This window comes from Streptomyces sp. NPDC002265 (genome assembly GCF_040296125.1).
Lineage (GTDB): Bacteria > Actinomycetota > Actinomycetes > Streptomycetales > Streptomycetaceae > Streptomyces.
Genome location: NZ_JBEOWS010000078.1, coordinates 16,945 through 30,457, shown reverse-complemented (window position 1 = coordinate 30,457; position 13,513 = coordinate 16,945). Strand labels below are relative to the sequence as shown.

The following is a 13,513-nucleotide window of genomic DNA, read 5'->3' as shown; positions in this document are numbered from 1 at the left end:
TCGCGAGCCTGACCGTGAAGCCCGGCGAACTGTTAAGCGCAGCACGCGAGTTGGGACTGGCGGGGCGGTGGGCGACGGGCGTGCCGGAGTCGACCTCTGGTGGTAACCCGGGCGACACTTATTGTCCATGTTTGGCCGATTTTGAGCGCTTAAGGGGTGTGACTCGGGCCACGCAGATTGGGCGTAACGCTCATGGAGACAACGCGATGACCTAAGAGGTGACTGCCGCGGAGGGAATACGGACGCCGTTCCCGGCGCTGTGAATCTTCCCGGCCCCCGCCCGCGCCGTCGGCCCATCCCCAGGCCGGTGGTCGGCTCCTGTCCGTCGTGGACGGGGCCGGAAGCCGTTTTCCAACGTTCCGAGAGGTTGTTCGTGTCGGCCAGCACATCCCGTACGCTCCCGCCGGAGATCGCCGAGTCCGTCTCTGTCATGGCGCTCATTGAGCGGGGAAAGGCTGAGGGGCAGATCGCCGGCGATGACGTGCGTCGGGCCTTCGAAGCTGACCAGATTCCGGCCACTCAGTGGAAGAACGTACTGCGCAGCCTCAACCAGATCCTCGAGGAAGAGGGTGTGACGCTGATGGTCAGTGCCGCGGAGCCCAAGCGCACCCGAAAAAGCGTCGCTGCGAAGAGTCCGGCCAAGCGCACCGCCACCAAGACGGTTGCGGCGAAGACGGTGACCACCAGGAAGGCCACCGCCACCACGGCCGCCCCTGCGTCCCCGGCCGACCCCACCGACGATTCCGCCGAGGAAGCCGCGACCGCCAAGAAGGCGGCAGCGAAGAAGACCACCACGGCCGCCAAGAAGACCGTGGCGAAGAAGACGACCGCCGTGGCCAAGAAGACGGCGGCCAAGAAGACCAGCGCCAAGAAGGACGACGCCGACCTTGTCGAGGACGAAGCCCTCGAAGAGGTCAAGGGCGGCGCCGAGGAGCCCGAGGGCACCGAGAGCGCCGGCTTCGTGCTCTCCGACGAGGACGAGGACGACGCGCCTGCCCAGCAGGTCGCGGCCGCCGGTGCCACCGCGGACCCCGTCAAGGACTACCTCAAGCAGATCGGCAAGGTCCCCCTGCTCAACGCCGAGCAGGAGGTCGAGCTCGCCAAGCGCATCGAGGCGGGCCTGTTCGCCGAGGACAAGCTGGCCAACGCCGACAAGCTGGCGCCGAAGCTCAAGCGCGAGCTGGAGATCATCGCCGAGGACGGCCGCCGCGCCAAGAACCACCTCCTGGAGGCCAACCTCCGTCTGGTGGTCTCCCTGGCCAAGCGTTACACCGGCCGCGGCATGCTCTTCCTGGACCTCATCCAGGAGGGCAACCTCGGTCTGATCCGCGCGGTCGAGAAGTTCGACTACACCAAGGGCTACAAGTTCTCCACGTACGCCACCTGGTGGATCCGTCAGGCGATCACCCGCGCCATGGCCGACCAGGCCCGCACCATCCGTATCCCGGTGCACATGGTCGAGGTCATCAACAAGCTCGCGCGCGTGCAGCGCCAGATGCTCCAGGACCTGGGCCGTGAGCCCACCCCGGAGGAGCTGGCCAAGGAACTCGACATGACCCCCGAGAAGGTCATCGAGGTCCAGAAGTACGGCCGCGAGCCCATCTCCCTGCACACCCCGCTGGGCGAGGACGGCGACAGCGAGTTCGGTGACCTCATCGAGGACTCCGAGGCCGTCGTCCCCGCGGACGCGGTCAGCTTCACCCTCTTGCAGGAGCAGCTGCACTCCGTTCTCGACACCCTGTCCGAGCGCGAGGCGGGCGTCGTCTCCATGCGTTTCGGTCTCACCGACGGTCAGCCGAAGACCCTCGACGAGATCGGCAAGGTGTACGGCGTCACGCGTGAGCGCATCCGGCAGATCGAGTCCAAGACGATGTCCAAGCTGCGTCACCCGTCGCGTTCCCAGGTGCTGCGCGACTACCTCGACTAGACCGTAGTCGTACGAAGCCGAAGGCCCGGTTCTCCCGAGGGGGACCGGGCCTTCGGCGTCCGTGTGCGCATGCGCGTCGCGGCGCGCTGGATCACTCTGGGTCTCCCACGACCACTCCAGAGTGAGGAACGTGCATGAGGCGTCTTTCTGTCCGGGCCCTGGCCCGGCCGTTGGTGCTGGCGGCCGCGGCGGCCGCCATACCGTTGGTGTCCGCCGCTCCCGCGCCCGCCGACAGCATCGTCGTCGGCGGATTCCCGGTCGATGTGTCCACCAGTCCGTGGACGGTGGCGCTGTCGAGCCGTGACCGGTTCGGAGGTACGCGAGCGGGCCAATTCTGCGGCGGGGTCGCGATCGGCTCGACCAAGATCCTCACCGCTGCCCACTGCGTGGGCGAGGAGGCGCTGGGGGCGGGATCGGGCCGGGCCGGCGACCTCAAGGTCATAGCGAACCGCACCGACCTGCTCTCGACCCAGGGCCAGGAGATAGCCGTGCACGACACCTGGGTGAATCCGGACTACGACAGTGTCAGTAACGCCGGCGACTTCGCCGTGCTGACCCTCGCGGAGCCGCTGCCCGCGAGCTCGGTCATCGGGATGGCCGCCGAGAACGATCCCGCCTACGCACCCGGTACGGCCGCCACGGTCTACGGATGGGGCGATGTCACCGGGGCCGGTGACTATGTGCACAGTCTGCGGGCCGCGCATGTGCACGTGCTGGAGGATGCCCGGTGCGAGCGGGCCTATCCGCGCGGCAGTGCCGACGGAACCTATCTCGCGGCCAGCATGCTGTGCGCCGGTGAGACCGCGGGCGGCCGGGACGCCTGCCAGGGGGACAGCGGCGGCCCGCTGGTGGCCGGGGGGAAGCTGATCGGGCTCGTGTCGTGGGGGAGCGGCTGCGGACGGTCCGGAAGCCCCGGTGTCTACACGCGCGTGTCCGACGTCGTACGGGTGCTGGGGCGAGCCGGTGCCGATGGTGCCTCGCCGGGGCGTGCACATCGCGCCGCGTGACGACCTCGGGGCTCTGCCGGGCAACCGGCGTCGACGGCCGGGCAGCTCATGCCTGGGTCGGTGACCGGTGACCGGTGATCGGTCACCGGTGATCGGTGGCCGGGCGGCGCGCTCTGGGTCTTCGCCGGTGCGCCGGTAGGCGGGCGGGGGCCTGGGCCCACGCCGGTGTACGGAGAGTCGTGATGACGAGACGGGCGGCCGTCCCTGGGGTCCAGGGGTGGCCGCCCGTGCGCCGGCCTGTGCCGGAGCTGGCTCGTCGTCGGTCCGAAGCGTCAGCGTTCTTCGGCGGAGGCGGATTCGGGAACGGAGGTCAGCCGCTCCGTCTCGTCCTGTATCTCAGCGGCGATCTTCTTGAGTTCCGGCTCGAACTTGCGGCCGTGGTGGGCGCAGAAGAGCAGTTCTCCGCCGCTCAGCAGGACGACGCGCAGGTATGCCTGGGCGCCGCAGCGGTCGCAGCGATCAGCGGCCGTCAGCGGGCTCGCGGGGGTCAGAACAGTAGTCACGTCGCCTCTTCTCTAGCTCGACGAGCTGTCGTACCAGGGTCAACATCCAACCAGCCCCAAAACGTTCCCGCTCGTGGCTTTTCCTCGAAAGATTCTTCCGAGGTGGCAGGCTGCTGCCGGTTTGGCGGCGAATGTGCCGTATCGCGTGTCTGGTGGCTTACGGTTTCGCGCGTTCGGTCATGGTCAAGTCCTCCCGGCCGGGTTGCCGGTTTGTTCATGAGGACGTGCCCGGAGCCTAAATGGTTCATGCGTCGAAGGGAACGTGATATGTACTTCACTCCATCGAGGGATCGAACGTGTATGCGACCCTGGACTACTGTGAGTTCGGAAGCAGGGTGGCGTTACAACGGCTCTACCAGGCCTCGGTACCCTCTTGGCGGCAACCCAAGCCGCGCCCTTACCCACAGGGGCCTCATTTGAAATTCAGCGAGGAGCGAACCGCGTGACCGCCGAAACGTCCGTGCCGTCCACAGCGCTGCTGGCAGGAGCAGACCGGGACGGTTCCAATTACACCGCGCGGCACCTGCTCGTCCTGGAGGGCCTCGAGGCCGTACGCAAGCGTCCGGGCATGTACATCGGGTCCACCGACAGTCGCGGTCTGATGCACTGCCTGTGGGAGATCATCGACAACTCCGTGGACGAGGCCCTCGGCGGCTACTGCGACCACATCGACGTCGTCCTGCACGATGACGGCTCGGTGGAGGTGCGGGACAACGGCCGCGGCATCCCGGTCGACGTCGAGCCCAAGACCGGCCTGTCCGGCGTCGAGGTCGTCATGACCAAGCTGCACGCGGGCGGCAAGTTCGGCGGCGGCTCGTACGCGGCCTCCGGTGGTCTGCACGGCGTTGGCGCCTCCGTGGTGAACGCCCTGTCGGCGCGGCTGGACGTCGAGGTGGACCGCAACGGCCACACCCATGCGATCAGCTTCCGGCGCGGTGTCCCCGGCGGGTTCGCCGCCGACGGCCCCGACGCCAAGTTCGAGCAGGGCGGTCTGCGCAAGACCAAGAGGATCGCCAAGACCCGCACCGGCACGCGTGTGCGGTACTGGGCGGACCGGCAGATCTTCCTCAAGGACGCCAAGCTCTCCCTGGAGAACCTCCATCAGCGCGCCCGCCAGACCGCCTTCCTGGTGCCTGGCCTGACCATCGTCGTCCGCGACGAATTCGGCCTCGGAGAGGGCGGCAGCAAGGGCGAGGAGTCCTTCCGCTTCGACGGCGGCATCAGTGAGTTCTGCGAGTACCTGGCCACCGACAAGGCCGTCTGCGACGTGCTCCGCTTCACCGGGCAGGGCACCTTCAAGGAGACCGTTCCGGTCCTCGACGACCACGGTCAGATGACGCCGACGGAGGTCACCCGGGAGCTCGGCGTGGACGTCGCGCTGCGCTGGGGAACGGGCTACGACACGACGCTCAGGTCGTTCGTCAACATCATCGCCACCCCCAAGGGCGGCACCCACGTCGCCGGCTTCGAGCAGGCCGTCGCCAAGACGATGAACGAGGTCCTGCGGGCCAAGAAGCTGCTGCGCGTCGCCGAGGACGACATCGTCAAGGACGACGCCCTGGAGGGGCTGACCGCCGTCGTCACCGTCCGTCTCGCCGAACCTCAGTTCGAGGGTCAGACCAAGGAGGTGCTCGGCACCTCGGCGGCCCGCCGCATCGTGAACACCGTGATCTCCAAGGAGCTCAAGGCGTTCCTGACCTCCACGAAGCGTGACGACGCGGCCCAGGCCCGGGTGGTCATGGAGAAGGCCGTCGCCGCCGCGCGGACGCGCATCGCGGCGCGGCAGCACAAGGACGCGCAGCGCCGCAAGACGGCTCTGGAGTCCTCCTCCCTGCCCGCCAAGCTGGCCGACTGCCGCAGCGACGACGTCGACCGCAGCGAGCTGTTCATCGTCGAGGGGGACTCCGCGCTCGGCACCGCCAAGCTCGCCCGGAACTCCGAGTTCCAGGCGCTGCTGCCGATCCGCGGCAAGATCCTGAACGTCCAGAAGTCGTCCGTGACGGACATGCTCAAGAACGCCGAGTGCGGTGCGATCATCCAGGTCATAGGAGCCGGTTCCGGCCGGACCTTCGACATCGAGGCGGCCCGCTACGGCAAGATCATCATGATGACCGACGCCGATGTGGACGGCTCCCACATTCGCACCCTGCTGCTGACCCTGTTCCACCGCTACATGCGGCCCATGGTCGAGTCCGGCCGGGTGTTCGCCGCGGTGCCCCCGCTGCACCGGATCGAGCTGACCCAGCCGAAGCGGGGCCAGGACAAGTACGTCTACACGTACTCGGACCGTGAGCTGCGCGACAAGCTCATGGAGTTCCAGAGCAAGAACATCCGGTACAAGGACTCCATCCAGCGCTACAAGGGTCTGGGCGAGATGGACGCCGACCAGCTGGCCGAGACGACGATGGACCCGCGCCACCGCACCCTTCGCCGCATCAACCTCTCCGACCTGGAATCCGCCGAGCAGGTCTTCGACCTGCTGATGGGCAACGACGTGGCACCCCGCAAGGAGTTCATCTCGAGCTCGGCGGCGACGCTGGACCGGTCGCGCATCGACGCGTAGCCGGGATACCTGCCGGAGCCGGAACGGGCTCCGGCAGGTACGGCTCCGGTCACCGCCGGCGGGCTCGGCCCCGCCTCGTCGGCGGGGTCGTCTCCACCCCCGGGTGGAGCAGGCGGGCCTGCGGGATCCACCCATGATCCACCCTGACTCCGATCTGCTGTTCCGCGGATTTCCGTAGCGTCGAAGGCGTCGACGGCACTCGCTGTCGGTCTCCCCTTCCGCTCACGGAGGCTGTGATGTCCGGGCTGGTCAACGCGTTGGTGATCGTCGCCGTGGTCGTCGTGGTGGTCGGACGGCAGTTCCGCGCACGGCAGGTCGACGCCGACCGGCGCTGGTGGCTGCTGCCCGTGGTCCTGGCCGTGGTGGCGCTGCGGGAGCCGGACATACTCGACGTCCACCACCGCACGGCGTCGGTGTCGCTGCTGGGCGTCGAACTCCTCATCGGGCTGGCCGTGGGCGCCGGCTGGGCCTGGACCACCCGGATCTGGGTGGAGCCCGACGGCGCCGTGTGGAGCAAGGGCACCAAGGCCGGTGTGGCCGTCTGGATCGTCGGCATCGCTCTGCGCGCGGGCCTCTTCGGGCTCGGCCTGGTACTCGGTGTGCACCAGGGCGGTTCGGCCCTGATGCTCGGCCTCGCGGCCACCCTTCTGGCCCGCTCCGGCATCCTGGTCCTGCGGGCGCAGACCGCAGCCTCGGCGGATGCCCGGGCCGCGACGTGCGGTGACGGCATGTCCCTGTCCCCGCGGAAGGAGCGGGTATGACGCACAACGCCTGGACGCGCTGGCCGTCCCCGGAGGCACTCGGCCGCAACGGCCTCTCGCGGCCGAGGCGTCTGATGTCCTGGGGCATCCGCGTCCTGGTCCTCGGGATGCTGCTGTGGAGCGTCTTCAACAGCAAGCACGTGCACGGCTGGGGCATCGTGCTCGCCGTGGCAGGGATCGCCGTGACCGGAGCGCTCGCCTGGGGATTCTGGCGGACCACTCTCCAGCACCGGCTCGTGCCGTCGCTCGCCCTGGCCGTCCTGCTGCTCGGGATGGCGGTGCTGGCCCAGACCGCGGGCTTCGACGGTCCGGCCCTCGTCCTGTGGTGCGGCTGCGCGATCTCCGCGCTGGAGCGGATGCCTCTGGGCGCCGCGCTGCCCGTCGCCTCCGTCGCCCTCGCCTCGTTCGCCGCCGTCAACAACGACGTCTGGCTTACGACCGCCGCGACCGTCACCGGCATGGCCCTCGCCGGTTATGTGCTGCGGCTCGACGCCGAGGCCCGGGGCAGCGCCCAGCGGCTGCTCGCCCAGGAGCGCGCGGCACGGGCCGCCGAGGCGGAATCCGCGGCACTGGCGGAGCGGGCCCGCATCGCGAGGGAGATCCACGACGTCCTGGCCCACAGTCTCTCGGCGCAGCTCGTGCACCTGGAGGCGGCCAGACTGCTGATCGAGCGGGGAGCCGACCGGGACCGGATCCTCGAACGGGTCGTGGCGGCCCGCGGGATGGCCCGCGACGGGCTCGCCGAGACCCGGCAGGCGCTCTCCGCGCTGCGCGGGGAGATGACACCGCTGGAGGACTATCTGGCAGAACTCGTCCGAGCGGCCGACGGAGCGGAGGTCACCGTTACGGGTGAGCGCAGACCGCTGCCCGCGGAGGCGTCCCAGGCAGTGCGCAGGGTCGCCCAGGAAGCCCTCACGAACGCCCGCAAGCACGCCCCGGGCGCCGAGGTCCGGGTCCGGCTCGACTACCGGGCGCACGAAGTGACCCTGGACGTAAGGGACTCGGGTGGTTCGCCGGGCGAACTCTCCGAGGCGGGAGGCGGGTACGGTCTGCTGGGCATGCGGGAGCGCGCCGAACTGCTCGGCGGTTCACTCCGGGCCGGTCCCGGCGAGGAGGGGTTCGTGGTGACGCTGAAGGTGCCGACATGACCGAGGGGGCGGCGCCGAAGACCGCGCGGGTCGTGGTCGTCGACGACCAGACCGTCGTCCGGGAGGGCATCGTGATGCTCTTGGGGCTGCTGCCCGGGATCGAGGTCGTCGGCTCCGGGGGCGACGGGGACGAGGCGGTGCGGCTGGTGGCCGAACTCGCGCCGGACGTGGTGCTGATGGATTTGCGTATGCCCCGCTGCGACGGGGTGGAGGCGACGCGGCGGATCCGCTCGGAGTACCCCGGGACGCACGTGGTGGTGCTCACGACCTACGCGGACGACGACTCGCTGTTTCCGGCCCTGCGGGCGGGGGCACGCGGTTACCTCACCAAGGACGCCGGAGGCGAAGAGATCGTACGGGCCGTGCACAGTGTCCTGTCCGGTGACGCGGGACTGGCGCCGAGCATCCAACGACGCCTGCTGGAGCGGCTGTCCGAGCCAGAACCGGCTCCGGTGGTGCCCGCCGACGCGCCCGACGGACTCACCGCGCGGGAGACCGACGTACTGATGCTCATCGCCGAAGGGCTCAGCAACCAGGAGATCGCCCGCAGACTGCACGTCTCCACGGCGACCGTGAAGACTCACATCAACAACCTGTTCGCCAAGACCGGGATCAAGGACCGTGCTCAGGCGGTGTGTTATGCGTTTGCAAAGGGATTGGCGCGCCCACCAGCGGGTTGAGTCACCTGATGGGGTGAAGAGCAGGGGGAAGAAGAGTCGGGGATCTTCCTGTTCTGTCCATGCTTGGGTATGCAGTCAAGCAACGACCGCCCACGCGGAGGCGAGGGCGGTCCCGAGAGTCCCGACGAGAATCACGAACGGCTGGCCCCGGACCATGCCCAAGCGCCGGCAGTCCTGCCGTACGGCGACCCCTGGTACGACGTGCTCGCCTCGGGCTGGGGTGAGGCGGACGCCGGGAACCTGCCGGCGGGTTCCGTTCCACGGGCGCGGCAGGAGCGGGAGGACGGGGCGTGGGCCATGGCCGACGTCTACCTGGAGGTGCAGCGCAGCGCCGCATTCCAGGAGGTACGCAGTCGGTACCGGAGGTTCGTGATGCCGGCCGTCGCCGCCTTCCTCGCCTGGTACGTGGCGTACGTGGTGACCGCGACGACCGCCCCGGGACTCATGGCGCGCCCGGTGGCGGGTGCCGTGAACGTGGCGATGCTCGCCGGGCTCGGCCAGTTCCTCACCACGTTCCTGCTCACCTGGGCCTACGCCCGGCACGCTCGGCTGCACAGGGACCGCGCCGCGCTCGAACTGCGTTGGGACACCCAGGAACTGACCCGCGGGGTCGGGGGCGGTAGGTCGTGACGGGCCAACACCAGACGCTGGCACTCCTGCTGTTCAGCGCGTTCATCGCCGTGACGCTGGGGATCACCACGTGGGTGAGCCGCAACCGGCACGGTTCCGCCGAGGAGTTCTATGCCGGGGGTCGTCTCTTCTCGCCCATGGAGAACGGCTTTGCGATCGCGGGCGACTACATGTCGGCCGCCTCCTTCCTCGGTATCTCCGGTCTGATCGCGCTGTTCGGCTACGACGGCCTGCTGTATTCGGTGGGCTTCCTCGTGGCCTGGCTGCTCGTGCTGCTCCTCGTCGCGGAACTGGTGCGCAACTGCGGCCGGTTCACACTGGCCGATGTGGTCGCGGCCCGGATGAGGGAGCGCCCGGTGCGGATCGCGGCGGGCACCTCCTCGGTCACCGTGTCCGTTCTCTACCTGGTGGCGCAGATGGTGGGCGCGGGCAGCCTGGTCGCCCTGCTGCTCGGACGGACGGGTGCGGCGGCGCAGACGTGGACCGTGATCGGTGTCGGTGCGCTCATGGTGATCTATGTGTCGCTGGGAGGCATGCGGGCCACCACATGGATCCAGATCGTCAAGGCGGTGCTGCTGCTCGGGGGGACCGTCGTGCTGACCGTTCTCGTCCTGATGCGGTTCCACGGCGACTTCGACCGACTGCTGATCACCGCGGCCGAACGCAGCGGCCACGGGTCCGCGTTCCTGGCGCCGGGACTGAAGTACGGCGGCAACTGGACCGCCCGTCTCGACTTCATCAGCCTGGGGCTGGCGCTCGTGCTGGGCACGGCGGGTCTGCCGCACATCCTGTCCCGCTTCTACACCGTGCCCACCGCGCGGGCGGCACGGCGCTCGGTCGTGTGGTCGATCGGGCTCATCGGCGGCTTCTATCTGATGACGATCGTCCTCGGGTTCGGGGCGGCGGCGATCGTGGGGCCGGAAGCGGTGCGGACGTCGAACGCGGCCGGCAACACGGCGGTTCCGCTGCTGGCGCTCGACCTGGGCGGCGGCGCGGACTCCACCGGGGGCACGGTCCTGTTCGCGATCGTGGCCGCGGTCGCCTTCGCCACGATCCTCGCGGTGGTCGCCGGGATCACCCTGGCGTCCTCGGCCTCCGTCGCACACGACCTGTACGCCTCGCTGCGCCGCCGGCGGGCGGAGCCGTACAGCGAGGTGGCCGTGGCGCGGACCGCCGCCGTCGGTATCGGAGCGCTCGCGATCGGGCTCGGGCTGCTGGCCCGTGATCTCAACGTCGCGTTCCTCGTGGGGCTCGCCTTCGCCGTCGCCGCGTCCGCGAACCTGCCGGTGCTGCTCTACTCGCTGTTCTGGCGCGGCTTCACCACGCGTGGCGCCGTGTGGGCCGTGTACGGGGGGCTGGTTCCGGCGCTGGCGCTCGTCGCGCTGTCGCCGGTGGTGTCGGGCAGTCCCGAGTCGCTGTTCCCGGGTGTCGACTTCCAGTACTTCCCGCTCCAGAACCCCGGGCTCGTCTCGATTCCGCTGGGCTTTGTCGCGGGCTGGCTCGGTACCGTCACCTCGGCCGAACCGCCGGACGAGGCCAGACACGCGGAGATCGAGGTGCGGTCACTGACGGGAGCGGGGGCGGTGTAGGGGCACCGGGTTCTTGGGCACCGTAGGCGCCGTCGCAGGGGAGGGCGCCCGGCCGCGCCGCTCCGCTGCCGACGTACGGCTACGGTGCCACCCAGGCGTATCGGTGCTCCGGGCGGCCGGTGTCGCCGTATCTGAGGGAGAGGCGCAGGCGTCCGGCCTGTTCCAGATGGCGCAGGTAGCGCTGGGCGGTGGAGCGGCTCAGGCCCGTCTCGGCGGCGACCTCGTGGGCGGACAGGGGATGGTCCGCACGGTGCAGCACGGTGCAGATCAGGTCGGTGGTCGGCTCCGAGTGCCCGCTCGGCAGCCCCGGCGCCGTCGGCCCCGGTGCGGTGCGCAGCGCGCCGAAGATCCGGTCGACCTGTTCCTGGCCCGCGATGCCGCGGCCGCCGACCCGGTCGACGGTGCGGCGCAGGGCCGCGTAGGAGTCGAGACGAGTGCGCAGCGCAGCGAAGGTGAACGGTTTCACCAGGTAGTGCAGGGCGCCCAGGCGCATTGCGGCCTGCACGGTCGCCACATCGCCGGCCGCCGTGATCATGATGACGTCGGTGCCGTGTCCCTGCTCCCTCATGCGGTGGACCAGTTGCAGGCCCGTCCGGTCGGGGAGGTAGTGGTCGAGCAGCACCAGGTCGATACAGCCCTGCTCGACGGTGGCCAGCGCCTGGGCCGCGCTGTGCGCGCGGGCGGCGACCCGGAACCCTGGAACCTTCTCCACGTACCTGGCGTTGATCTCGGCGACACGGAAGTCGTCGTCCACGACCATGACGTCAATCATTGGCCCTCTCTTTTTCAAGGCCATCGGGCGTTACACCCATGTTTCGGCTCCGCTTTTGTAGCGCGATCAAAAAGAGCACAACAGGCTCCTGCGAGCAAAACATCGGCCAGCGCACAGAAGACTGCTGCTGGGACACCGGCCGGATCTACGGTCCTCGGCCATGAGCCCAGACACCAGCCCCGCCATCGAGCTACGGGGCGCGAGCAAGATCTTCAAGACCCCGTCGGGGGGTCTGCACACCGCCGTCAGAGAACTCGACCTGACGGTCGGGCGCGGCGAGTTCGTGGCGGTCGTCGGCCCCACGGGCTGTGGCAAGTCCACCACGTTGACCCTGGTCAGCGGCCTGGAGGAGCCTACCGAGGGCGAGGTGCTGGTCTCGGGGGAGCCGGTGCGCGGCGTGGGCGGCAAGGTCGGTTTCGTCTTCCAGCAGGACGCCACCTTCCCCTGGCGCACGGTCCTGTCCAACGTGATGGCCGGCCCGCTCTTTCGCGGCGTGCCCAAGGCGGAGGCCCGGGAGAAGGCCCGTGAATGGCTGGCCCGGGTGGGCCTCGCCGCCTTCGAGGACCGCTACCCGCACCAGCTCTCCGGCGGTCAGCGCAAGCGGGTCGCTCTCGCCGCGACCTTCGTCAACGACCCCGAGATCCTGCTGATGGACGAGCCGTTCTCTGCGCTCGACGTGCAGACCAGGGCCCTGATGTCGGACGAACTGCTGGAGCTGTGGGAGGGCACGGGCGCCTCCGTCGTCTTCGTCACCCACGACCTGGAGGAGTCCATCGCCCTGGCCGACAAGGTCGTCGTCATGACGGCCGGGCCCGCCACCGTCAAGCAGATCTTCGACATCGACCTGCCGCGGCCGCGCAAGGTCGAGGCGGTGCGGCTGGAGCCGCGGTTCATCGAGATCTACCGCGAGATCTGGGAGTCGCTCGGCGAAGAGGTCCGCATCACGCGCGAGAGGGGCGCCGCGAATGTCGCCTGAGGTCATGCCCGGGGTTGTCGTCGCCCCGGCCGGAAAAGAGACGGACCAGCAGGGCCGCGCGCACTCGCGGGCCCGCGCCGCGCGCAGACGCCGGATCGTCGTCGCGGCGTTCCGTGCGCTGCTGCTGATCGCTGTCCTCGGCCTGTGGGAGGTCCTGTCCCGGACCAACGCGATCGATCCGTTCAACTTCTCGATGCCCTCGAAGATCTGGGACCAGATCTACACCTGGGTGACCCACGGGACCGCGCTCGGCTCCCTGGGCGAGCAGATCTGGTACACGCTCCACGAGGCGCTGCTCGGCTGGGTCATCGGCGTGGCCGGTGGTGTCGTGTGCGGTATCGCCCTGGGCCGGATCGCCTTCCTCGCCGATGTCCTTGGTCCATACATCAAGGTGCTCAACTCCATCCCCAGGATCGTCCTTGCGCCGATCTTCGTGATCTGGTTCGGGCTCGGTCCCGCGTCCAAGGTCGCGTCCGCGGTCGTCCTGGTGTTCTTCCCGGTGTTCTTCAACGCCTTCCAGGGTGCCCGTGAGGTCGACCGCAACCTGGTGGCCAACGCCAGGATCCTCGGCGCCAGCGATCGCAGGGTGACCCTTCAGGTGGTCATCCCGTCCGCCACCTCATGGATCTTCACCAGCCTCCACGTCAGCTTCGGCTTCGCCCTCATCGGCGCCATCGTCGGCGAGTACATCGGTGCGACCAAGGGCATCGGCCTGCTCGTCGCGCAGTCCCAGGGGACCTTCAACGCGGCCGGTGTGTACGCCGCGATGGTCATCCTCGCCGTCGTCGCGCTCGTCGCCGAGGGGCTGCTGACCTTCGCCGAACGCCGCATCTTCCGGTGGAAGCCGTCGGGCTCCGGCGACTGAGCCATCCCGGGGACTTCCCCCTGCCGTACTGCTCGTTCCCGTGCTCCGCCTTTCCGTACTGCTCCTTCCCGTACTACTCCTTCCCGCCTGTC

At 69.3% G+C, this 13,513-nt stretch carries 12 protein-coding genes; 10 read left to right on the top strand and 2 right to left on the bottom strand.

The features are described from left to right. Positions 1 to 373: 373 nt before the first annotated feature. Both ABT085_RS16550 and ABT085_RS16545 read left to right on the top strand, forming a co-directional pair. A complete protein-coding gene (locus ABT085_RS16550; RefSeq protein ID WP_351607439.1) occupies positions 374 to 1,927 on the top strand; it encodes an RNA polymerase sigma factor in 1,554 nt (517 codons plus the stop codon). Positions 1,928 to 2,061: 134 nt separating this feature from the next. Continuing rightward, entirely contained in the window at positions 2,062 to 2,934 is an 873-nt protein-coding gene (locus ABT085_RS16545) for a S1 family serine peptidase (RefSeq protein WP_351607433.1), read from the top strand. 272 nt (positions 2,935 to 3,206) lie between these two features. On the opposite strand, the gene ABT085_RS16540 is transcribed toward ABT085_RS16545, so the two are convergent. Continuing rightward, on the bottom strand, positions 3,207 to 3,437 hold the full coding sequence (locus ABT085_RS16540) for a DUF7455 domain-containing protein (RefSeq protein WP_351607431.1): 231 nt from the start codon (positions 3,435 to 3,437) through the stop codon (positions 3,207 to 3,209). A 442-nt stretch (positions 3,438 to 3,879) separates the two neighbouring features. Here ABT085_RS16540 and ABT085_RS16535 point away from each other — a divergent pair, with 442 nt between their 5' ends. The 6 genes from ABT085_RS16535 to ABT085_RS16510 all read left to right on the top strand — a co-directional run bounded on the left by ABT085_RS16535 (position 3,880) and on the right by ABT085_RS16510 (position 10,808). Then, positions 3,880 to 6,000 carry a DNA gyrase/topoisomerase IV subunit B gene (locus ABT085_RS16535; RefSeq protein ID WP_351607428.1) on the top strand — a complete coding sequence of 707 codons (2,121 nt, stop codon included), beginning with the start codon at positions 3,880 to 3,882 and terminating at the stop codon, positions 5,998 to 6,000. A gap of 236 nt (positions 6,001 to 6,236) precedes the next feature. Next, entirely contained in the window at positions 6,237 to 6,761 is a 525-nt protein-coding gene (locus ABT085_RS16530; RefSeq protein WP_351607426.1) for a DUF1453 domain-containing protein, read from the top strand. Next, entirely contained in the window at positions 6,758 to 7,909 is a 1,152-nt protein-coding gene (locus ABT085_RS16525) for a sensor histidine kinase (RefSeq protein ID WP_351607424.1), read from the top strand. The genes ABT085_RS16530 and ABT085_RS16525 overlap by 4 nt, the downstream gene beginning before the upstream one ends. Then, complete coding sequence (locus ABT085_RS16520; RefSeq protein WP_351607421.1) at positions 7,906 to 8,589, top strand: response regulator; 684 nt, start codon at positions 7,906 to 7,908, stop codon at positions 8,587 to 8,589. Before ABT085_RS16525 ends, ABT085_RS16520 begins: the two co-directional genes overlap by 4 nt. A gap of 69 nt (positions 8,590 to 8,658) precedes the next feature. Then, entirely contained in the window at positions 8,659 to 9,219 is a 561-nt protein-coding gene (locus tag ABT085_RS16515; RefSeq protein WP_351607419.1) for a DUF485 domain-containing protein, read from the top strand. Further along, entirely contained in the window at positions 9,216 to 10,808 is a 1,593-nt protein-coding gene (locus ABT085_RS16510; protein ID WP_351607416.1) for a monocarboxylic acid transporter, read from the top strand. Before ABT085_RS16515 ends, ABT085_RS16510 begins: the two co-directional genes overlap by 4 nt. Positions 10,809 to 10,887: 79 nt before the next feature. On the opposite strand, the gene ABT085_RS16505 is transcribed toward ABT085_RS16510, so the two are convergent. Further along, positions 10,888 to 11,580, bottom strand: a complete 693-nt coding sequence (locus ABT085_RS16505) for a response regulator (RefSeq protein WP_351607414.1) — start codon at positions 11,578 to 11,580, stop codon at positions 10,888 to 10,890. A 160-nt stretch (positions 11,581 to 11,740) separates the two neighbouring features. Here ABT085_RS16505 and ABT085_RS16500 point away from each other — a divergent pair, with 160 nt between their 5' ends. Beyond that, entirely contained in the window at positions 11,741 to 12,556 is an 816-nt protein-coding gene (locus tag ABT085_RS16500; protein ID WP_351607411.1) for an ABC transporter ATP-binding protein, read from the top strand. Beyond that, on the top strand, positions 12,546 to 13,421 hold the full coding sequence (locus ABT085_RS16495; RefSeq protein WP_351607408.1) for an ABC transporter permease: 876 nt from the start codon (positions 12,546 to 12,548) through the stop codon (positions 13,419 to 13,421). The genes ABT085_RS16500 and ABT085_RS16495 overlap by 11 nt, the downstream gene beginning before the upstream one ends. The last annotated feature ends 92 nt before the right edge of the window (positions 13,422 to 13,513 follow it).